The 20,038-nt window shown below is 73.1% G+C and carries 20 protein-coding genes and 1 pseudogene; 11 read left to right on the top strand and 10 right to left on the bottom strand.

Features of this window, described 5'->3' with window-relative positions:
• Positions 1-51: 51 nt before the first annotated feature.
• The 6 genes and pseudogenes from RB614_RS15245 to RB614_RS15220 form a co-directional block, all read left to right on the top strand.
• On the top strand, positions 52-786 hold the full coding sequence (locus RB614_RS15245) for an AzlC family ABC transporter permease (protein WP_308713143.1): 735 nt from the start codon (positions 52-54) through the stop codon (positions 784-786).
• The gene (locus tag RB614_RS15240; RefSeq protein WP_308713142.1) at positions 780-1,088 is read left to right on the top strand and encodes an AzlD domain-containing protein; all 309 of its coding nucleotides are present in this window, start codon (positions 780-782) and stop codon (positions 1,086-1,088) included. Before RB614_RS15245 ends, RB614_RS15240 begins: the two co-directional genes overlap by 7 nt.
• Positions 1,089-1,273: 185 nt before the next feature.
• Entirely contained in the window at positions 1,274-1,753 is a 480-nt protein-coding gene (locus RB614_RS15235) for a hypothetical protein (RefSeq protein ID WP_308713141.1), read from the top strand.
• A gap of 61 nt (positions 1,754-1,814) precedes the next feature.
• Complete coding sequence (locus RB614_RS15230; protein ID WP_308713140.1) at positions 1,815-3,812, top strand: sensor histidine kinase; 1,998 nt, start codon at positions 1,815-1,817, stop codon at positions 3,810-3,812.
• A 72-nt stretch (positions 3,813-3,884) separates the two neighbouring features.
• Complete coding sequence (locus RB614_RS15225; RefSeq protein WP_308713139.1) at positions 3,885-4,532, top strand: response regulator transcription factor; 648 nt, start codon at positions 3,885-3,887, stop codon at positions 4,530-4,532.
• 253 nt (positions 4,533-4,785) lie between these two features.
• Positions 4,786-5,916, top strand: a pseudogene (locus RB614_RS15220) (adenylate/guanylate cyclase domain-containing protein); the annotation flags it as partial.
• Between the two features lie 1,269 nt (positions 5,917-7,185).
• On the opposite strand, the gene RB614_RS15215 reads toward RB614_RS15220, so the two are convergent.
• From RB614_RS15215 to nadA, 4 genes are all read right to left on the bottom strand, one after another.
• Positions 7,186-7,833 (bottom strand): DUF2461 domain-containing protein, encoded by a 648-nt coding sequence (locus RB614_RS15215; protein ID WP_308713166.1) that lies wholly within the window; start codon positions 7,831-7,833, stop codon positions 7,186-7,188.
• Between the two features lie 4 nt (positions 7,834-7,837).
• Positions 7,838-8,476 (bottom strand): DUF3043 domain-containing protein, encoded by a 639-nt coding sequence (locus RB614_RS15210; protein ID WP_308713138.1) that lies wholly within the window; start codon positions 8,474-8,476, stop codon positions 7,838-7,840.
• Between the two features lie 19 nt (positions 8,477-8,495).
• Positions 8,496-9,854, bottom strand: a complete 1,359-nt coding sequence (gene murA, locus RB614_RS15205; protein ID WP_308713137.1) for a UDP-N-acetylglucosamine 1-carboxyvinyltransferase — start codon at positions 9,852-9,854, stop codon at positions 8,496-8,498.
• Between the two features lie 150 nt (positions 9,855-10,004).
• A complete protein-coding gene (gene nadA, locus RB614_RS15200; protein WP_428983007.1) occupies positions 10,005-11,216 on the bottom strand; it encodes a quinolinate synthase NadA in 1,212 nt (403 codons plus the stop codon).
• A gap of 50 nt (positions 11,217-11,266) precedes the next feature.
• On the opposite strand from nadA, the gene RB614_RS15195 reads away from it, so the two are divergent.
• From RB614_RS15195 to RB614_RS15185, 3 genes are all read left to right on the top strand, one after another.
• Complete coding sequence (locus RB614_RS15195) at positions 11,267-12,382, top strand: glycerate kinase family protein (protein ID WP_308713135.1); 1,116 nt, start codon at positions 11,267-11,269, stop codon at positions 12,380-12,382.
• 221 nt (positions 12,383-12,603) lie between these two features.
• Complete coding sequence (gene erpA / locus RB614_RS15190; protein ID WP_308713134.1) at positions 12,604-12,972, top strand: iron-sulfur cluster insertion protein ErpA; 369 nt, start codon at positions 12,604-12,606, stop codon at positions 12,970-12,972.
• A gap of 155 nt (positions 12,973-13,127) precedes the next feature.
• The gene (locus RB614_RS15185; RefSeq protein ID WP_308713133.1) at positions 13,128-14,105 is read left to right on the top strand and encodes a carbohydrate kinase family protein; all 978 of its coding nucleotides are present in this window, start codon (positions 13,128-13,130) and stop codon (positions 14,103-14,105) included.
• A 71-nt stretch (positions 14,106-14,176) separates the two neighbouring features.
• Here the strand turns inward: RB614_RS15185 and RB614_RS15180 are convergent, their stop codons facing one another.
• Together RB614_RS15180 and RB614_RS15175 are read right to left on the bottom strand one after the other, a co-directional pair.
• Entirely contained in the window at positions 14,177-14,398 is a 222-nt protein-coding gene (locus RB614_RS15180; protein ID WP_308713132.1) for a sulfurtransferase TusA family protein, read from the bottom strand.
• Positions 14,395-15,507 (bottom strand): cysteine desulfurase family protein, encoded by a 1,113-nt coding sequence (locus tag RB614_RS15175; RefSeq protein ID WP_308713131.1) that lies wholly within the window; start codon positions 15,505-15,507, stop codon positions 14,395-14,397. Before RB614_RS15175 ends, RB614_RS15180 begins: the two co-directional genes overlap by 4 nt.
• 99 nt (positions 15,508-15,606) lie before the next feature.
• On the opposite strand from RB614_RS15175, the gene ctaC reads away from it, so the two are divergent.
• Both ctaC and RB614_RS15165 read left to right on the top strand, forming a co-directional pair.
• Positions 15,607-16,506, top strand: coding sequence for an aa3-type cytochrome oxidase subunit II (gene ctaC, locus RB614_RS15170; RefSeq protein ID WP_428983012.1), 900 nt, complete (start codon positions 15,607-15,609; stop codon positions 16,504-16,506).
• A 10-nt stretch (positions 16,507-16,516) separates the two neighbouring features.
• On the top strand, positions 16,517-16,939 hold the full coding sequence (locus RB614_RS15165) for a cytochrome c oxidase subunit 4 (RefSeq protein ID WP_308713129.1): 423 nt from the start codon (positions 16,517-16,519) through the stop codon (positions 16,937-16,939).
• A gap of 56 nt (positions 16,940-16,995) precedes the next feature.
• Here RB614_RS15165 and RB614_RS15160 read toward each other — a convergent pair whose 3' ends face one another.
• From RB614_RS15160 to RB614_RS15145, 4 genes are all read right to left on the bottom strand, one after another.
• Entirely contained in the window at positions 16,996-17,883 is an 888-nt protein-coding gene (locus tag RB614_RS15160; protein WP_308713128.1) for a hypothetical protein, read from the bottom strand.
• 47 nt (positions 17,884-17,930) lie between these two features.
• Positions 17,931-18,158 (bottom strand): hypothetical protein, encoded by a 228-nt coding sequence (locus RB614_RS15155; protein ID WP_308713127.1) that lies wholly within the window; start codon positions 18,156-18,158, stop codon positions 17,931-17,933.
• Between the two features lie 320 nt (positions 18,159-18,478).
• Complete coding sequence (gene trpD, locus RB614_RS15150) at positions 18,479-19,528, bottom strand: anthranilate phosphoribosyltransferase (RefSeq protein ID WP_308713126.1); 1,050 nt, start codon at positions 19,526-19,528, stop codon at positions 18,479-18,481.
• A 54-nt stretch (positions 19,529-19,582) separates the two neighbouring features.
• On the bottom strand, positions 19,583-19,978 hold the full coding sequence (locus tag RB614_RS15145; protein ID WP_308713125.1) for a helix-turn-helix domain-containing protein: 396 nt from the start codon (positions 19,976-19,978) through the stop codon (positions 19,583-19,585).
• Positions 19,979-20,038 lie beyond the last annotated feature (60 nt).

The following is a 20,038-nucleotide window of genomic DNA, read 5'->3' as shown; positions in this document are numbered from 1 at the left end:
CCGTTCCGTTCGACTTGACGAACACGGTCTACGTGTTCACTATTTTGTACTATGCGTACGGCAGAGCGAACAGCCGCCGGCTCGCTGACCCGGGACGTCGGGGCGATCGGGCTCGCGGTGTTCGCGGTGGGCATGTCGTTCGGGGCGATCGGCGTCGCCTCGGGCCTGCCGGCCTGGGCCGTGATCACCATGTCCGTGGTGGTCTTCGCCGGCGGTGCCCAGTTCATGGCGGTCGGCCTGGTCGCGGCGGGCAACCCGTTCGCGGCGGTCTTCGCCGGTCTGCTGCTGAACGCCCGCCACCTCCCCTTCGGCCTGGCCGTCGCGGACGCGGTCGGCGCCGGCTGGCACCGCCGGCTGGTCGGCAGCCACGTCCTGATCGACGAGTCGGTCGCGTTCACGATGGCCCAGCCCGACCCGGCCAGCCGCCGCCGGGCGTACTGGCTGACCGGCGTCACGCTCTTCCTGACCTGGAACGTCGGTGGCGTGCTCGGCGTCCTGCTGGGCGAGGCGGTCGGCGACACGGACGCGCTGGGGCTGGACGCGGCGTTTCCGGCCGGCCTGATCGCGCTGCTGCTCCCCTCGCTGCGGGACAAGCAGACGCGCGACGTCGCGCTGGCCGGCGCGCTGGTCGCCGTCGTCACCACCCCGCTGCTGCCGGCCGGCCTGCCCGTGCTGCTCGCGCTGAGCGGCCTGCTGCTGCCGCTGGTGCGCCGCCGTCCCGGGGGCGGGGGAGCGGCGGTGGCCCGGGGCGGCAGCGAGCACGGCCGTGGAGGGGACCCATGCTGATCGCGGTGATCGTGGCGCTGGCGGTCGGCACGTACGGCTTTCGCCTGGCCGGCGTGCTCCTGCACGACCGGCTCGACCTGCCCGCCCCCCTGCGGCGGATGCTGCCGCTCGCGGCGGCGGCGCTGCTGGCCGCGCTGGCCGGCACCGCCGCCCTGACCGACTCCGGCGGCTTCGCCGGCGTCGCCCGCCCGCTCGGCGTCGCGGTCGGTGCCGCGCTCGCCTGGCTCAAGGCCCCGTTCGTCGTGGTCGTCGTGTCGGCCGCGGCGACGGCCGCACTCCTCCGTCTGGCCGGCGTGCCCTGACCCACCCCCGGGCTGTTGATCAGGGAGTTGGTGGGCGTGTCGTGCGGGTGTCGCCCGGCCAAGTCCCTGATCAACTTCCGGCGGCCCGGGGGTCCTCGAAGTCGCGGGACATTCGTCAGGGGCGGGCGGGACGGCCGGCGCCGCAGTCTCCTCTCGACGGTCTCACCGCACGGGAGGAGCGCAGCATGAGCACCCAGAAACAGGCCAGCGGCGGGCCACTTTTCGTGCTCGCCACCAACAACACGATGGCGCACGTGTACCGGGACGTGCAGAGCCTCCTGGACGCTCGGGAGATCAAGCCCGACCAGCTCAGGTCGATCGAGTTCTTCGACGTGCAGGGCCACAAGCTGGTCCCGACGCTCAGCGACACGGGGGCGCTGACCGGGCTTCGGGACTCTGGCAGCGCGCCGAACGTGTCGGTCGTGCAGCAGCGGCTCTACACCACCCGGGCCAACCTGGCCAGCGGCGTCGACGCCCGCATCGCGCGGCACCAGCCCAGGGTGACCCGGGACGAGGCGCTGAGCAACCTCGCGGTCCTGGAGGGGCGGAGCCTGCCGGACTGCTACGTGCTACTCGAACCGATCTTCTCCCACTCGTACGCTAGCGCCGGACCCATCCAGCCGCGGCACGACGGCAGCTGGTGGCACAACTTCTGGGCGCACTGACCGCTGGTTGGGACGCCGCGGGCGGTGGCGATCAGCGTTCGGCGTTCGGGTAGGAGGCGTGATGGGGGGCATTCCCGGCGTGATACGGACGCCGCGGCGGCGGGCTGCCGCCGCGGCCGCCGGGGTGGCGGTCGTGCTGCTGGTACTCATTGGACAGTTGCTCGACGAGCGGGCGATATCGCCGCGGGTGCTGGTGCTGACGGCGGGCCTGGCGGTCTTCGCGCCGCTGGGCGCGCTGGTCATCGCCGGTGCGCCCGGCAATCCGGTGGGCCGGCTCATGTGCGCCGCCGGGGCGACCGCGTGCGCGTCGGTGCTCGCGGCGAGCTGGGCCGGATGGCTGCCGTTCGCGTGGTTCGCCCAGTGGTCGGGGTGGCCGCCGCTCGGGCTCGTCGTACTGGCGCTGCTCTACTTCCCGGACGGGCGGCTGCCGTCACCGCGCTGGCGGATCGCGGCCGCCTGGATCGCGGCGGCAACGGTGGTCGCGGCGGCCGCGCTCGCGGTGGCGGCGTTCGACCACCCGCGCGACCTGGTGACCACAGTGGACACACCGCTCACCGGACGGGCCCAGGTGCTCGACCGGGTCGCCAAGATCGCCATCGTGGCGGTCGGCGCCGGCCTGGTCGCGGTCGTGGTGTCGCTCGTACTGCGCTGGCGGCGCGCCGCCGGTGAGACCCGGCAGCAGCTGGCCTGCCTGCTGCCGGCCGCGGTGCTCTTTCCGGTCGCGCTGATGCTGGAGGGCTTCGGGCTGACCGGGGCGTGGGCGCTGGCCGCCGCCGTGGTGCCGCTGGCGATGACCGTGGCGGTGCTGCGCTTCCGGCTGTACGACCTCGATCGCGTGATCAACCGCTCGGTCGTGTGGCTGCTGATGACGCTGCTGCTGATCGGCGGGTTCGTGGCGATCGTGGCGATCCTGCGTGACCTGGTCATGCACGGCGACACGTCGAACGCGTCGCTGGTGGCGACCGGCATGATCGCGGTGGCGTTCGAGCCGGTGCGCCGCCGGGTGCAGCGCCTCGTCGACCGCCTGCTCTACGGCGAGCGCGACGACCCGTACAAGGTGATCGTCGACCTCGCCGACCTGCACGGGCAGACCGCCGACCCGGACGCGATGCTGCCGCTGCTCACCAGCGCGATCGCGGGCTCGCTCCGCGTGCCGTACGTGGCGGTGCGGGTCGCCACCCCGGACGGCCCGCGACTGGTGGCCGAGCACGGGCGCACGGGTACCCGGCTGGAGGAGTTCGACATGGTGGCCCGGGGCGAGACGCTCGGCCAGCTGCTGGTCGCGACCCGGGGCGTGGGTGACCGGTTCAGCCGCCGGGAGCGGCGCCTGCTGGCCGACGTGGCGCAGTACGTCGCCGTGGCGACCGAGGCGACCCGGCTCATCCGTGACCTGCAGGAGTCGCGGGAGCGGCTGATCACCGCCCGCGAGGAGGAGCGCAAACGGCTGCGCCGCGACCTGCACGACGGTGTTGGGCCCGCGCTGACCGGCATCGGCATGCAGGTGCGGGCGGCCCGAAAGGCGGCCGGCGAGCCGGAGCGGGTCCGCCGCATCCTCGAAGAGATGACCGCCGACCTGCAGGTGTGCCGCAGCGAGGTGCGCCAGCTGCTCGACCACCTGCACCGCCCGCCCGAGCTGGACCGTGGACTGGAGGCCGCGCTGCGCGCTCAGTGCCAGCGGTTCCACAGCCCATCGCTCAGCGTCGACCTGCACGTGGCGGCCCACCTCGACGGGCTGCCGGCGGCGATCGAGGTCGCCGCGTACCGCATCGTCAGCGAGGCGCTGACCAACGTGGCGCGGCACTCCAGGGCGGAGAGCTGCCGCATCACCGTCGACGCCGACCGCGCGCTGAGCATCGACGTGGTCGACGACGGCATCGGTATCGTGTCCGGCGGCAACGGCCACATCGGCGTCGGCCTGGAGTCGATGCGGGAGCGGGCCGCCGAGCTGGGTGGTGAGTGCGTGGTCACGGCCGGTGACCCGCGCGGCACGGCCGTACGTGTACAACTTCCGATCCCGCTTGCGCGACACGTCCGGAAGGTTGGTGATTCGCACCTTTGAGGGTACGCATTCCGGCTTTCCCGGCGATAACATGCGGGCGGCCATTTGCCGTCCTTGCCGCCGAGGTGAAACGTGCTGTCGCGTTGCCGGGTGCTGATCGTCGACGACCACCCTGTGGTGCGGCGTGGGCTCCGCGCGATGCTCGAGGACGAGGACTGGGTGGAGAGCGTAGCCGAGGCGTCCACTGTGGAGCAAGCCGTCCGGGCGGCGGTGAGCCACAAGGCCCAGGTCGTGGCCATGGACATCAACCTGCCGGACGGCGACGGCATCGAGGCCACCCGGCGCATCGTGACCCTCTGCCCGGGCGCCAAGGTGCTGATCGTCACGCTCTATGACGACAAGGACAGGGTGGCGCGGGCGCTGCGGGCCGGCGCCCGGGGGTACGTGCTCAAGGACACCGAGCCCGACACGATCGTCGACGCCCTCCGCACCGTGGCCGACGGCGGCGTGGTGCTCGGCCCGAAGGTAGGGCCGGAGGTGCTGACCACGCTGCAGGGCACGCCCGCCCAGCTGCCGCCCCCGTTCGACAAGCTCACCCCGCAGGAACGCAAGATCCTCGCCGGCCTGGTGCGCGGCGCCACCAACGCCGAGATCGGCCGCCGCCTGGGCCTCAACGAGAAGACGGTGCGCAACTACCTCACCGGCGTGTTCGAAAAGCTGGGCGTGGACACCCGGGTCCAGGCCGCCCTCCGGGCCCGCGACGCCGGCATCGAGGGCTAGGAGACGCCTCCCCTGCCTTTGCGACCCGCGGCTCGCGGCTCGCGCTTCGCGCCCTCCCTGCCGGGCCTCGCGGCTCGCGCTTCGCGCCCCCCCGCGGCGCCTCGCGGCTCGCGGCTCGTGGCCGGCCGGCAGGCCACGGCGTTGAGGCCCTACCCGCGATTCTGATACGACGAGTTATTGGCACCGTCCGGCCACGCGGTTCGGGACATCGGTACCTTCGATTCGGGACGCGACCAGGCAAAAAATCACTGGTATGACGTGGTCATTCGCTGACCGCTCCCCGGCGCCCCGCGACGAGCGGCGCTGGGTCAGTGTTCTCTTCGTGGACCTGGTCGGCTTCACCCGCCTCGCCAGCCGGCTCGACCCGGAGGACGTCTTCGCCCTCCAGCGCGAGTACTTCGGCCGCGTCACCCGCGCCGTCCACCGCTGGCGGGGCGTGGTGGAGAAGTACGTCGGCGACGCCGTACTCGTCGTCTTCGGCGCGCCCGACTCCGACGAGTACGACGCGTACCGGGCGGTGCTCGCCGGCCTGCACGTGCAGCGCGAGCTCGCCGGCCTCACCTGTCCCGACGGCACGCCGGTGCGGGCGCGGGTCGGCGTCGCCACTGGCGAGGCCGTCGTCGACCTCGCCGCGCTCCGCGACGGGGGACAGGCCCTGGTCTGCGGCGACGTGGTCAACACCGCGGCCCGGGTGCAGACCCACGCCGCCCCGGGCACCGTGGTGGTCACGGCCGCGACGCGGGGTGCCACCGGGCCGTGGGTACGCTACGCGCCGCTGCCCGCCATCACCCCGGCCGGCAAGCCCGCCCCGGTCGACGTCTGGCGGGCCCTCGCCCCGGTGCCGCCGGCCGCGCCCGACCGCTCCGTCCCACTCGCCGGCCGCGGCGCCGAGCTGTCCACTGTGGTCGACCGGGTGGAGCGGGCACTGCGCGGGCAGGGGCCGGCGGTGGTACGGCTGACCGGCCCGGCCGGCGTGGGAAAGTCCCGCCTGGCCCGCGAGGCGCTCGCGGCGGCCGGGGCGCGGTGGTGGGTGGGCTACGGCACCCCCTGCGGCGACCGGTACGCGCCCTTCGCCGACCTGGTCCGCCGCCAAGCCGGGGTCGAGGAGGCCGGCGGCCCGGCCGAGGCGCGCCGCCGCCTCCGCGCCTGGGCCGGCGGCCTGGTACCGGCTGGCGAGCTGTCGTCCATCCAAAGAGGACTCCTGCGGCTCATGGCTTCCGCACCGGCCACGCCCCGCGAACCAGCCATCGAGCGCGCCCTGCTGGCGGTCCTCCGGGGTGCCGCCGCCCGTGCCCCGCTGGCGCTGCTCCTCGACGACCTGCACCTGGCCGATGCGGCCACGCGGGCGTTCGTGGCGGATCTCCCCGGGCGGCTGGGCTCCTTCCCGGTCGCCGTCGTGACCACCGACCGCACCGCGGCGGTCGCGCTCCCCGGCGAGGCCACGGACCGCCCGGTCGCCGACCGTGCGCCCGCCGTGGTCACCGGGCCGCCGGCGGCGACCGTTGAGCGCGCCTCGGCCGTGGTGGGCGCCGGCCGTGCCGCGGAGCCGGCGCCGCCGGTGGTCGCCGACGGCGCCGTCGAACGGCCGCCGGCCGTTGTGGTCGACGGGCGGTCGCCGGCCGTGGTGGGTGCCGACCGTTCCGTCGAACAGGCGGCGGCCGTCGTGCTGGAGCCGCTGGGGGAGGTCGAGACCGGGCGGCTGCTGCGGCACCTGCTCGACCGGGCCGGCCTGCCGGGGCGCCTCGCCGGCCGCCTCACCCCGCTCTGCGGTGGCATACCCGGCTACGCCGTCGAGTACGCGCGGGCCGTCGCCGCCGACGGCCTGCCGGAGCGGGGCGAGCCCCCGTTGCCGCCGCGTGTGCGCGGCATCGCCTCCGCCCGCCTCGGCCGGCTGGACGAGCGGGACCGTGCCGTGCTCGGTGCCGCAGCCACCCTCGGCGACACGATCTCCGCCGGGGCGGTCGCGGCCCTGCTGGGCGGCGACGCGGCCGCGGTGCGGGCGGTGTTCGCCCGGCTGGGTGGCCTGCTGGTGCGGCGGCCCGGCGCGCGGTACGCGTTCGCCGACCCGGCCGTGCGCCAGGTCGTCTACGCCCGCCTGCCGCGCGCGGTGCGGGCCGGCCACCACTGGCGGGCGGCCCTCCGGCCCGGCCAGCCGGCGACCCGGGCCCGTCACTGGCGGGCCGCCTCCCACCTCGCCCAAGCACTGGGCACGGACATCCGACCCTGGCCGGCTTCACCCTCCGCACCGGCAGCCCTCCACGAGCCCGCGGCGGCCCGCGCGCCGCTCGACCTGCCCGCGCCGGCGTGCGCGCCGCTCGACGTGCCCGCGGCGGCCCGCGGGTCGGGGGCGTTGGCCCGTGGGCCGGTGGTGGTCCATGTGTCCGTGGCGGCCGGCGGGTCGGGGGCGTCGGTCCGCGCGCCGGCGGTGCTCCACGTGCCCGCGGCGGCGTACGGGTCGGCACCGGCAGCCGCCGGCGGTGAGGCGACGGTCACTCGGGCTCCGGCCGTGCGGCGCGCAGCGGGAGCGGGACGCGCGTCCAGTCGCCCGGGCTCGGACTTCTGGCACGACGTCCGCGGATCGTGGTATCTCAGTGCCCCAATGAGGGCACTCAAATACCACGATCGCCCGGGCTGGGACCGGTTCGAAGGGGGGCTAGGTCAGGTCGAAGGGGCCGACGTTGGTCTCCACCCAGTCGACGAGCGGGCGCAGGCGCCGCCAGTCGGTGCGTACGAGGTCGAAGGAGGTGCGCCCCTCAAGCTCCGGGCCCGCTGCGTGGCGGCGTCCGGCGGTCAGGGCCTCGTGGCGCATCAGCGTGAGGCGCGGGTGGTCGGGTGGGCAGCCGCGCGGTCGGGTCTTCACCCGGTCGCCACCGGGCTCGAAGCCGTGGCGGGTGAGCGTCCGCACGATCTTCTCCAGCTCGACGCCGGTGGCGGGGGCGTCGACCGCGGCCCGAAAGCGGGCGGTCTGCTCGCGGCTGTGCGCGTAGAACCCGGCCGCCGTAAACAGGCCCCCGGCGTCGACGTGCAGGTAGTAGCCGACGCCGCTGGACACCTCGAAGAATGCCCCCTGGTGGGTCTTGTAGGGCGATTTGTCCTTCGAAAAGCGTACGTCCCGGTGCGGGCGGAAGACCTTCGGCTCGGCCCGCACCAACGGGGCCAGCTCCGCCGCGAGCTCGCCCATCGGCCCGCGTACGCAGGTGTCGTACACGTCCTTGTGCGCGGTCCAGTACGTGCGGGAGTTGTCTGCCTCGAGCCCCTCGTAGAACGCGAAGGCCTCGGCGGGAAAGCCGGCGAACGCCACGGCCCTAGACCGCGTCGCCGATCTGCACCTTGGGCTTCGGCATGCGCATCCGGCGGAAGGTGATCGAGCGGGTGATCGCGTACAGGTAGAGCGAGCCCATCCGCTGGGTCGTCTTCGGGAAGCGCTCGCGGACCAGGCGCCTGACCTTGCGGGAAATCAGCACCGAGTCGACCACGACGCCGAGCGCCAGGGCCGCCCACAGCATGTTGGAGACGAAGCGCACGGCGGGTGGCATCGCGCCCGACGAGCCGATCAGCACGACCAGCGCGCCGCCGAAGAACCATGTGCCGACCGTGCGCCGCGCGTCGACGATGTTGCGCACCAGCAGCCGCTCGGGGCCGCGGTCGCGGGCGAGCAGGTAACGCTCGTCACCGGCCCGCATGCCGGCCGAGGCCTCGGCCCGCTCGGCCCGCTGCTTCTCCCGCATCTTCTTGTACGCCTCGCGGCGGTTGGCCGGCGCCGGCTCGACCGCCCGGCGCCGGTTACTGCTGGCGCGCTTGGGCGTCTCGACACCGAGCTCTTTCTTGCTCGGCGTGTGCCCCTTCGGGCGGGCGGCATCGACCTCCGCGTCCGCGAGGGGCATGTCATCAGCGGGCGAGGAGTCGACGACGTCGGCGGGCTTGCGGCGGAACAGTGACGGCACGCTCACGAGGGTACCGGGATCAAGAGCGCTCGGCGTGCGCGCCCAGCGCCGCCAGCTTGGCCTCGAAGTCTTCGTAGCCCCGGTTGATCAGGTCGACGCCGTACACCCGGGAGGTGCCCTCGGCCGCGAGCGCCGCGATCAGGTGGCTGAAGCCGGCCCGCAGGTCGGGGATGACCAGGTCGGCGGCGTGCAGCTTACTCGGCCCGGCGATCACCGCGGAGTGCTTGAAGTCGCGCCGGCCGAAGCGGCACGGGGTGCCGCCCAGGCAGTCCCGGTACACCTGGATCGTGGCGCCCATCGAGTTGAGCGCCTCGGTGTAGCCGAGCCGCTGCTCGTACACGGTCTCGTGCACGATCGACAGGCCTCGTGCCTGGGTCAGCGCCACCACCAGCGGCTGCTGCCAGTCGGTCATGAAGCCGGGGTGCACGTCGGTCTCCAGCGCCACGGCCTTGAGCTCGCCGCCCGGGTGCCAGAAGCGGATCTTGCCTTCCTGACCGGGGGAGCCGTTGCGCGGCGGGCGCATGTCGGTGACCTCGTACGCCCCGCCGACCGAGCGGAAGACGTTGAGGAACGTCATCATGTCGACCTGCTCGGCGCCGAGCACCTCGATGTCGCCGCCGGTGGCCAGGGCGGCCGCCGCCCAGCTGGCCGCCTCGATGCGGTCCGGGATCGGGCGGTGGGTGTAGCCGCCGAGGCGGGGAACCCCCTGGATCTCGATCACCCGGTCGGTGTGCACCTTGATGATCGCGCCCATCTTCTGCAGTACGCAGATGAGGTCGATGATCTCCGGCTCGACCGCCGCGTTGCGCAGCTCGGTGACGCCCTCGGCCATCACCGCGGTGAGCAGCACCTGCTCGGTGGCGCCCACGCTCGGGTACGGCAGCTCCAGCTTGGTGCCGTGCAGCCCGTTCGGCGCGGTGAGGTGCATGCCCTCGGGCGCCTTGTCGACGACCGCACCGAACTGGCGCAGCGCCTGGATGTGGAAGTCGATCGGCCGCGGCCCGATGTGGCAGCCGCCGAGGTCGGGGATGAACGCGTGGCCGAGGCGGTGCAGCAGCGGCCCGCAGAAGAGGATCGGGATGCGGCTGGAGCCGGCGTGCACGTTGATCTCGTCGGTGGTGGCGCTCTCGACGTTGGCGGGGTCGAGGATCAGCTCGCCCTCGTCGTCACCGTCGCTGACCCGGACGCCGTGGATCTCCAGCAGGCCGCGCACGACCTCGACGTCGCGGATGCGCGGCACGTCGTACAGCCGGCTCGGCGCGTCGCCCAGCAGCGCCGCGACCATCGCCTTGGAGACGAGGTTCTTGGCACCGCGGACCCGGATCCGCCCGTGCAGCGGAGTGCCGCCATGCACGGTCAGGACGTCATTCACGGTCAACGCACAACCTCCACCAGATGGCCCCTAGTGCGGCACTTGTGCCCCCGATTGCCGCCCGAGGAGCATAGCGCTCCGTGACCTGTCGGGCGGGGCACACACGGTATGAGGTGGCACGAAACGGGGAGACCGTAAACGTCGAGCTACGGAGGGTTATGGCAGGGCGAGCATCTGGTCAAGGGCGACGCGCGCGTGGTGCGCGGTGTCGGCGTCCACTGTGATCTGGTTGACCAGCCGTCCGGCGGCCAGCTCCTCCAGTGCCCAGACGAGGTGAGGCAGGTCGATGCGGTTCATCGTGGAGCAGTAGCAGACGTTGCGGTCGAGGAACATGATCTGCTTGTCGGGGTGGGCGTTGGCGAGCCGCCGTACCAGATTGAGCTCCGTCCCCACCGCCCACGCCGAGCCGGCCGGCGCGGCATCGATGGTCTTGATGATGTATTCGGTCGAGCCGACGTAGTCGGCGGCCGTGACCACCTCGTGGCGGCACTCGGGGTGGACCAGCACGTTGACGCCGGGCACCCGTTCGCGCACCTCCTCGACGCAGCCGAGCGTGAAGCGGCCGTGCACCGAGCAGTGCCCGCGCCACAGGATCATCTTCGCGTCGCGCAACTGCTCCGGGGTGAGGCCGCCGCCCGGCTTGTGCGGGTTGTAGAGGACACAATCCTCAAGATCAAAACCCATTTCGAGTACGGCGGTGTTGCGCCCCAGGTGCTGGTCGGGCAGGAACAGCACCTTTGAGCCCCGCTCGAACGCCCAGGTCAGCGCCCGCTTCGCGTTGGACGAGGTGCAGACCACGCCGTTGTTGCGGCCGACGAAGCCCTTGATGTCGGCCGAGGAGTTCATGTAGGTGACCGGGATCGTCGAGTCGGCGACCCCGAGGTCCTGCAGCAGCTCCCACGCGGTCTCGACCTGGGAGAGCGCGGCCATGTCGGCCATCGAGCAGCCGGCGCCGAGGTCGGGCAGCACGACCTTTTGCGCGTCGGAGGTGAGGATGTCGGCGCTCTCGGCCATGAAGTGCACGCCGCAGAAGACGATGAACTCCGCCTCCGGCCGGGCCGCCGCCTCGCGGGCCAGCTTGAACGAGTCACCGGTCACGTCGGCGAACTGGATCACCTCGTCGCGCTGGTAGTGGTGGCCCAGCACGAAGAGCCGGTCGCCGAGCGCGGCCTTGGCCCGGCGGGCCCGCTCGACCAGGGTGGGGTCGCTCGGCGAGGGGAGCTCGCCCGGACACTCGACACCCTTTTCGGCGGACGGGTCACTGCCCCGGCCGAGCAGCAGCAGGGCGGCGCCGGTGCTCGACGGCTCAGTCCAAGCGGAGGCAGGGGAGGCGGAGCCAGGGGACGTCGTGGAAGTCACGCCCTCCATGATGCGCCCGAGCGCAGGTCCGACGCTGTGTCCTGCCACACTGCGAAACCATGCGCCTACTGATCTGCCCGGACAAGTTCGCCGGCACGCTCTCCGCGCCGGAGGTGGCCGCCGCGGTCGCCGAGGGCTGGCTCTCGGCGGCACCGGAGGACGAGGTCGTGAGCCGCCCGCTCGCGGACGGCGGGCCGGGCTTCGTGGACGTACTGGCGGCGGCCCTGCCCGGCCGGGTCGTGCCGGTGGAGACGGTCGACCCGCTCGGGCGCCCGGCGGCCGGTTCGGTGCTGGTGGTGGGGGACACCGCGTACGTGGAGAGCGCCCAGGCGTGCGGCCTGCACCTGGTCGACCCGGCCGAACGCGACGTGCGGCGGGCGACCTCGTACGGCCTGGGGGTCCTGGTCACGCACGCGGTGGAGAACGGCGCCCGCGGTGTCGTGGTCGGGCTGGGCGGTTCCGCGACGAACGACGGTGGCGCCGGCATGCTCGCCGCGCTCGGCGCCCCGCCGGTGGACGACTCCGGGTACGCGCTGCCGTACGGCGGGGCGGCCCTGGTCACGGTCGCCGGGCTGGGCGGTACGCCCCGGCTGCGCGAGGTGGAGCTGGTCGCCGCCACGGACGTGGACAGCCCGCTGACCGGGCTGCACGGCGCGTCGAACGTGTACGGCCCGCAGAAGGGCGCCACCCGCGAAGACATCATGCTGCTCGACGGCGCCCTGGAACGGTGGGCCGGCGTGCTGGAGAAGCTCCCCACCTGCCCGCCGGGGGTCGCGGGCCTGCCCGGCGCCGGCGCGGCGGGCGGCCTGGGCGCCGCGATCCTGGCGCTGGGCGGCCGGTGCGAGTCCGGTATCGCGCTGGTCAACCGCCTGATCGGCCTGGACGCCGCGCTCGACGCCGCCGACCTGGTGATCACCGGCGAGGGTTCGTTCGACTTCCAGTCGCTGCGCGGCAAGGTGGTGGCCGGCGTGGCCGGGGCCGCCCGCGACCGCGGCCTGCCCTGCGTGGTGGTCGCCGGCCGGGTGAGCGCCGGCCGGCGCGAGGCCGCGGCGGCCGGGGTCACCGAGTCGTGGTCGCTGACCGACCATTTCGGCAGCGTGGACGAGGCGATGGCGCGCCCGGCCGAGGGCCTGCGCGCGCTGGGCGCCCGCCTGGCCACCCAGTGGAGCCGCTGAGCCGCGCGCCGGGCGCCGTGGGGAGGCGCGTCGGGCGCCGTGGGGAGGATCACAGCGGCGTGCCGCGGGGCGCTCGCCTTACCCGACGCGCTGTTCTCAGCGAGATTCTGGGTGATACTGGCCTAGACTTGAAAGACAGTGCATTGGGAATCGCCTGCCAGCGGGCTAGCGTTGCCTGATAAGTACCGAACCAATCCGCACCGGCACAGGGAGATATCCAAGTGACCACTCCGACGCAGGCCGAGTCGACCGAGGCCACGGCCCCGACCACCGTTGTCCTCACCGACGTCGCGGCGCAGAAGGTCAAGGCCCTGATCGAGCAGGAGGGCCGCGACGACCTGCGGCTGCGGGTCGCCGTGCAGCCGGGCGGCTGTTCGGGCCTGCGCTACCAGCTCTTCTTCGACGAGCGTTCGCTCGACGGTGACGTGGTCAGCGGCTTCGACGGTGTCGAGGTCGTCGTCGACCGGATGAGCGCGCCCTACCTCTCCGGCGCGACCATCGACTTCGCCGACCGGATCGACGCCCAGGGCTTCACGATCGACAACCCCAACGCGCAGGGCTCCTGCGCCTGCGGCGACTCGTTCCACTGAGCCGCCCACCACATCCACGTCCTGAGCGGGGCTGCCCGAAAAGCGGGTGGCCCCGCTTTCATGTCCAGATGGTGACTCGGCGGCGACCTGGGCACCAACGGTGTGGGTAGGCTGTCCGCGCACCGCACACCCCCGTACCCGATCGCGAGGGCGCTATGAAGATCGCCGTTACCGGCTCGATCGCCACCGACCATCTGATGCACTTCCCCGGCCGGTTCGCCGACCAGCTCATCGCCGACCAGCTGCACAAGGTCTCCCTGTCGTTCCTGGTCGACGACCTGGTCGTGCGGCGTGGTGGCATCGCCGCCAACATCGCGTTCGGCATGGCCCAGCTCGGCCTCCGCCCGGTGCTGCTCGGCGCGGTCGGTGCCGACTTCGCCGACTACCGCTCCTGGCTGGAGCGGCACGGCGTCGACTGCGAGTCGGTGCACGTCAGCGAGGTGGCGCACACCGCACGCTTCGTCTGCACCACCGACAACGACCTGTGCCAGATCGCCTCGTTCTACGCCGGCGCGATGAGCGAGGCCCGCAACATCGAGCTCCAGCCGGTCGCCTCCCGGATCGGCGGGCTCGACCTGGTGCTGGTCAGCCCCAACGACCCGGACGCGATGATCCGCCACTCGCAGGAGTGCCGCGACCGGGGATACCCGTTCGTCGCGGACATCTCGCAGCAGATGGCCCGCATGGACGGCGGTGACCTGGGCAAGCTCATCGACGGCGCGGCCTACCTGCTGACCAACGAGTACGAGAAGTCGCTGCTGGAAAACAAGACCGGCCTCTCCGGCGAGCAGATGCTCGACCTGGTCGGGATCCGGGTCACCACGCTGGGCAAGGACGGCGTCGAGATCACCGGCCGCGACATCGAGCGCATCCACGTGCCGGCCCTGCCCGACGTGCGCAGCGAAGACCCGACCGGCGTCGGCGACGGCTTCCGCGCCGGCTTCTTCTCCGCCCGCTCGTGGGGCCTGGGCCTGGAGCGTTCCGCCCAGGTCGGCTGCCTGATGGCGGCGCAGGTCCTGGAGACGGTCGGCCCCCAGGAGTACGAGATCAAGCCGGACGCGTTCCTCAAGCGCTTCGCCGCGGCGTACGGCGACGTGCCGGCCGACGAGGTCCGCCCGCACCTGCCCCTCTAGCGCCCAGTGATCAAAGCTCCCCCCAAGTCGCTAGAACGACATGGGGGGAGCTTTGATCACGTGAGGGAGCTCTACCGGGCGCGGCGTACGTCGAAGGCGGGAGAGCCGTCGACGGTCGTCGCGCCCAGGTACTCCTGGCCGCGCAGCCGGCACCAGGCCGGGATGTCGTTCGCCGCGGCGGGGTCGTCGGCGAGCACCCGTACCACCGCGCCCACCTCGACCTCGGGGATGCGCCGGGCCAGCGCGATCACCGGTAGCGGGCACCGCTGACCCAGGCAGTCCAGCACCGTCACAGCCCCACCACCCCCGCCTCGGCGCGCAGGTCGGCCACGATGCCGGGCAGCTCGGCCAGGAAGCGGTCCACCTCCGCCTCCGTGGTCTGCCGGTGCAGCGAGACCCGTACGTTGCCGTGCGACAGCACGCCCATCGCCTCCAGCACGTGGCTGGGACGCAGCGTGGCCGACGTGCACGACGAGCCGGACGACACCGCGAAGCCGTGCCGGTCCAGGGCGTGCAGCAGCGCCTCGCCATCCACATACAGGCAGGAGAACGTGACCAGGTGCGGCAGCCGCCCCACCGGGTCGCCGACCACCTCCACGTCGGGCACGGTCGCGGCCACCACGGCCCGGATCCGGTCGACCAGCGGCGCCAGCCGCGCCGCCTCCGCGTCCCGCTCGGCGGCCACCGCCCGCAAGGCCGCCGCCGCGGCGACGATCGCGGGCAGGTCACGCCCCGTGTCCCGGCCATCATTCTCCGGGTACGGCGAGAGCCAGCGCGTCCCCTTCCGCACCACCAGCAGCCCCACGCCGGCCGGGCCGCCCCACTTGCGGGCGCTCGCGGTGAGCAGGGACCACCCATCGGGTACGGGTACGCGCCCCACCGACTGGGCGGCGTCGACGTAGAGGGGCACCCCGTGGGCCGCGCACGCTTCGGCGGCCTCGGCCACGGGCTGGAGGGTACCGACCTCGTGGCTGGCGCTGATCAGGGCGGCGAGGGCCACGCCGCCCCGGCTCACGGCGGCCCGCCACGCGTCCAGGTCGAGCCGGCCCAGGCGGTCCACCGGCACGCTCACCGCGTCGTCGCCGGCCTCGTACAGCACGGCGGAGTGCTCGATCGCCGAGTGCACCAGGGTCGAGCCGGCCCGCTGCCGCCCTCTCCGGGTGCCCTCGACCGCCAAGCGCGCCGCGGCGGTACCGCTCGGGGTGAAGGCGAGCTCGTCCGGGCGTACCCGCAGAATCTCCGCGGTCGCGGCCCGGGCCGCGTCGAGAAGCTGGCGTGCCCGGCGGGCCTGCGTGTAGAGCTTTCCGGGGTCGGCCCAGCCGTCGTCGAGGGCGGCGAGCAGCGCCTGGCGCGCGACCGGATGCGGCGGCGCGCCCGAGGCCGCGTCGAAGAAGGCCTGCATGCGAACGACGCTACCCACCCCCACGACGTGTAGTAGATGCATGGTCGAGTAATGTGCCGTTTGCTCGCTACGGCACTGCTAGGGAGGCAGGACCAGGTGATCGCAAGGGGTGCGCGCGGCCGGGTGGCCCGGCTCGCCGGGCTCGGCGCCGGCGCTCTGGCACTGGTGACCCTGCTCGGGGGCTGTGACGTCGGTTCGGCGTTCGGCGGGTTCGGCTGGCCCGAGGGCGGGGTGACGCCGCAGGCCAACCGCATGTACGACCTGTGGATCGGCTCGGTCATCGCCGCGCTGGCCGTCGGTGCCCTGGTGTGGGGCCTGATCTTCTGGTGCGTGGTGCGCTACCGCAAGCGCGGCGAGCAGCTGCCGGTGCAGACCCGCTACAACATGCCGATGGAGTTCCTCTACACGATCGCCCCGATCCTGGTCGTGTGCGTGCTCTTCTACTACACCGCGGTCGTGCAGACGAACGTCGACGAGACGAACAACGACCCCAACAAGGTCACCGTCGAGGTCGTCGGCTTCAAGTGGAACTGGCAGTTCAACTACCGTGACGGCGCCGGTGAAGACGCCAACACGGTGGCCTCCACGCTCGGCTCGAGCGACGTGATCCCGGTGCTGGTGCTCCCCACCGGCCGGCGCATCCGCTTCGAGGAGACGAGCAAGGACGTCATCCACTCGTTCTGGGTGCCCGAGCTGCTCTTCAAGCGCGACGTCTTCCCCGGCAACATCCGCAACGTCTTCGAGGTCGAGAGCATCGACCAGGAGGGCGCGTACGTGGGGCGGTGCGCCGAGCTCTGCGGCACGTACCACTCGATGATGAACTTCGAGCTGCGCGCGGTTTCGCCGGAGAAGTACGAGCGGTTCATGCAGGCCAAGCGGGACGGTGCCACCACTCAGGACGCGCTGCGGGCGATCGGCGAGGAGCCGTTGGCGACGACGACCGAGCCGTTCGACACCAAGCGCACCGTGTCTAACTTCAACCCGTCCGGCGGGGAGTGAGGACTGCGCGATGAAGACCGAGTACAAGATCTTCGGCATCGTGTCGGTGTTCCTGTTCGTCGCCTGCGCGGTCTACGCCTGGTGGACCTGGTACGAGATCGGCCTCGACTGGGTCGGCACGGTCGCCCTGCTCCTGTCCGGCCTGCTGACGACGATGTGCGGCGGCTTCTTCTGGTTCGTCTCCCGCCGCATCGACCCCCGCCCCGAGGACCGCTCCGACGCGGAGATCGCGGAGGGCGCGGGCGAGATCGGCTTCTTCAGCCCGGGCAGCTACTGGCCGTTCGGCCTGGCGCTCGCCGCGACCGTGGCCGGCCTCGGCCTGGTCTTCTGGATGGTCTGGCTGCTCGCGGCCGGCCTGATCGCGGTGACGTTCGCCACCTGCGGCCTGCTCTTCGAGTACTACACCGGCACCCGCCGCACGGCCGAGCACTGACCCCCGCTCGCCCACGGCGTCCGGGCGCGCTCGTTCAAGGCGTCCGGGCGCGCTCGTTACGGCGTCTGGGCGCTGAGGGCTTCGGCCAGGCGCTCGGTCGAGACGCAGGAAACCAGGCAGCGCTCCTTGGCGTCGCCCATGATCTGCGCGGTCCACGTGGTGAAGCCGCCGTCTCCGATCTCGTCCGCACCGGCGGCGATCCGGATGGCGGCTTCGACGTAGTAGCCGCGGCCGCGCTCCCGATCCGGCTGCTCGGACACGCCGACCGCGGGCGCCACGGTGTCCTCGATCCGCTCGCGGAGCACCGGGCTGTCGAAGACCGTGTACAGCAACCGTGGCGCGACCTCCGCGGGCAGGACGCTGTGCCAGTACCGCAGGTGCCGGACCAGCAACCGGGCCTGGGTGGCGCCGGAGCCGGTGTCGCGGGCGCTGGAGACCAGGGCGAAGAGGCGGAAGTGCGAGCCCATACCGTCCGGGAAGCGCTGGGCCCGGAGCATGCGGTGGCCGGCGGCCAGGTGTACCTCGCCGGTGGCCGGCTGGCTCAGGCGGCGGTGGGCGGCCTCGACGGCGAGCGCGTTCGTGGAGTCGCTCACCACCTCGGCCGCCCGCGCGGTGGAGACGATCCGGTCCTGGCTCTGCGGGGTGACCGCCGCGCAGGTGCCGAGCGGCACGACGGGGGAGAGCTCCACGCCTGCCACGTCCGCCGGGAGCAGGCGCCACATGCGGGCCTCCAGCGCGGCCAGCGTGCGCGGGTCGCTCGGGGCGGGACGGACGAAGCGGTCTTCGCGCCAGCGGCGCAGCAGGTCGGGCGGGCGTACCCGGGAGGCGCGCATCCGGGCCACGGACAGCAGGAACGTCTGCAGGTCGGAGGCGGAGAGCCGGGCCAGCGACTCGCGGGTGCCCTCGGGGAGCCGGGACCAGACTCGCCGCTCAGCGTCGTTCACCGGGCCACGGTGACCCGTGGAGCGGGTCGGGGTCCAGCGATATAGCGTCAGGCGGCGCGGCGCTGCTGTGGAGCCACGGCCGGGCGGCGCTGCTGCGGCGCGACGGCGGTGCCCCGATGGCGCAGCCAGACGCGCAGGGTGAAGGGCGCGACCACGACGGCCGTGCCGCAGCCGGTGCAGACCAGCTCGGGAAACTCGTCGGCGCTCTCGTCGCCGGCGGGCAGCGCCTCGAAGGGCATCTCGGCCTGACAGATGGCGCAATGAAGTTCTCGCACGGGTCACTCCTCTGCCTTAGGGAAGCGGGAACTACCCGGTTGTAGTTTTCAGGCTGCCACGACCTGAACGCCCGGCGTCGGAAGCCGCCCCGGCGTGTCGCGCACGTGTTCGAACGCTTCGCCACGACTCGGCAACGTCGGCAGATCATGGTACGGAGCTGCCCCTGGAGGGGCGGTTGTGTACCACGATCTCTGCCTTGGGGTTGATCTCGAAGCGCCGATCACCGATCACCGGCCGGGGCCCGCTTGCGGCGCGCCCCCAACTGGATCGTTCTCGGCCTGGTTGGCCGGGGGGTGAGGGAAGGGCGGGGATCTGGACCCTAGGCGGCGGCCTTGGCCACCTCGACCCAGCGGTCCAGGGTCTTCGCCGCGGCGCCGGTGTCGATGCTGGCCGCCGCGCGGGACAGGGCGTCGCGCATGGCCTCCAGCGGGTCGCCGGGCAGGCCGGCGTGGGCGGCCAGGGCGGCGGCGGCGTTGACCAGCACGGCGTCGCGGACCGGGCCGGGCTCGCCGGCCAGCAGGCGGCGGGTGACGTCGGCGTTGAAGGCGGCGTCGCCACCACGCAGGTCGCCCGGGGCGGACCTCGCGACGCCGAGGTCGGCCGCGTCGAGCACCAGCTCGGTGACCGTGCCGCTGCGGACCGCCCAGACCCGGGTGGGTGCGGCCGTGCTGAACTCGTCAAGGCCGTCTTCGCCGCGCATGACCAGCACCGAGTCGCCGCGCCGGGCGAAGACCTGCGCCATCACCGGGGCCATCCGGGTGTCGAAGCAGCCGACGGCGCCGGCGCGCGGGCGGGCCGGGTTGGTGAGCGGGCCCAGGAAGTTGAAGACCGTGGGGACGCCCAGCTCGCGCCGGGGCACCGAGGTGTGGCGCATCCCGGGGTGGAAGCGGGCGGCGAAGCAGAAGCCGATGCCGGCCTCGGTCAGGCAGTGGGCCACCTGCTCGGGGCCCAGGTCGAGCGGGATGCCCAGGAACTCCAGCAGGTCGGCCGCGCCGCACGCGGAGGAGGCGGCACGGTTGCCGTGCTTCACCACGCGTACGCCCGCGCCGGCGACCACCATCGCGGTCATCGTGGAGATGTTTACCGTGTGGGCCCGGTCGCCGCCGGTGCCGACCACGTCGACCGCGTCCGCGCGTACCTCATCGGGGAGCTGGACCAGCGCGGCGTTGGCCAGCATCGTCTCCACCAGGCCACCCAGCTCGGCCGGGGTCTCGCCCTTGGCGCGCAGCGCCGTGGCGAAGCCGGCGATCTGTGCCGGCGTCGCCGAACCACTCATGATCTCGCCCATCGCCCAGGCGGTGTCCGCGGTGGACAGCTCCTCGGCGCGCAGCAGCGCGGCGATCAGGTTGGGCCAGGTCCGCTCGCCCACGGTGGCCTCCAGGTCGGGGTCTCCGCCCCGCCTCCCGGCGGGCACGGCAGGGGGTCAGGCCGCGGCGTGCGAACGCAGCAGCCCGGCGACGGTCTGCCCGGTGGTCACCGGGTCCAGCGGGTACAGCAGGGTCGCGTCGACCTGCGCATACGCCGCGAGCCAGCGGTCGGCTGCCCGGGCGATCACCACGCACGTCGGCGGGGCGTCGATGCGGTCGTCCTTGATCTGGCGCGCGATGCCGAGGCCGCCGCCGGGGGTCGCCTCGCCGTCCAGCACCATCAGGTCGATCTCGTAGTCGTCGACCAGCCGCACGCACTCCGCGTAGTCACTGGCCTCGACGAACTCCACCACCAGGTCGGCCGCCGGCCGCGGGCCGATCGCGAGGCGCATGCGCTCGCGCACCTGGGGGTCGTCGCTGTAGAGCAGGACGGTGTACGTACGGTCGGTCATCGCGCTCCCACACTTTTCCCACGCTGGTCCTCGTTTGGCGGGTCCAGCGCCAACGAGTGG

It is taken from the genome of Phytohabitans maris, from assembly GCF_031085175.1.
Lineage (GTDB): Bacteria > Actinomycetota > Actinomycetes > Mycobacteriales > Micromonosporaceae > Phytohabitans > Phytohabitans maris.
The sequence above is the reverse complement of the archived record's forward strand: the minus strand, read 5'-3'. Positions and strand labels throughout refer to the sequence as shown.

Coding starts and splice junctions, on each gene's coding strand:
- RB614_RS15175 (WP_308713131.1), bottom strand. CDS start 15,507: ATGCAGGCCTTCTTCGACGCGGCCTCGGGCGCGCCGCCGCATCCGGTC.
- RB614_RS15185 (WP_308713133.1), top strand. CDS start 13,128: ATGAAGATCGCCGTTACCGGCTCGATCGCCACCGACCATCTGATGCAC.
- RB614_RS15245 (WP_308713143.1), top strand. CDS start 52: ATGCGTACGGCAGAGCGAACAGCCGCCGGCTCGCTGACCCGGGACGTC.
- nadA (WP_428983007.1), bottom strand. CDS start 11,216: ATGGAGGGCGTGACTTCCACGACGTCCCCTGGCTCCGCCTCCCCTGCC.
- RB614_RS15145 (WP_308713125.1), bottom strand. CDS start 19,978: ATGACCGACCGTACGTACACCGTCCTGCTCTACAGCGACGACCCCCAG.
- RB614_RS15235 (WP_308713141.1), top strand. CDS start 1,274: ATGAGCACCCAGAAACAGGCCAGCGGCGGGCCACTTTTCGTGCTCGCC.
- RB614_RS15195 (WP_308713135.1), top strand. CDS start 11,267: ATGCGCCTACTGATCTGCCCGGACAAGTTCGCCGGCACGCTCTCCGCG.
- RB614_RS15240 (WP_308713142.1), top strand. CDS start 780: ATGCTGATCGCGGTGATCGTGGCGCTGGCGGTCGGCACGTACGGCTTT.
- RB614_RS15165 (WP_308713129.1), top strand. CDS start 16,517: ATGAAGACCGAGTACAAGATCTTCGGCATCGTGTCGGTGTTCCTGTTC.
- RB614_RS15230 (WP_308713140.1), top strand. CDS start 1,815: ATGGGGGGCATTCCCGGCGTGATACGGACGCCGCGGCGGCGGGCTGCC.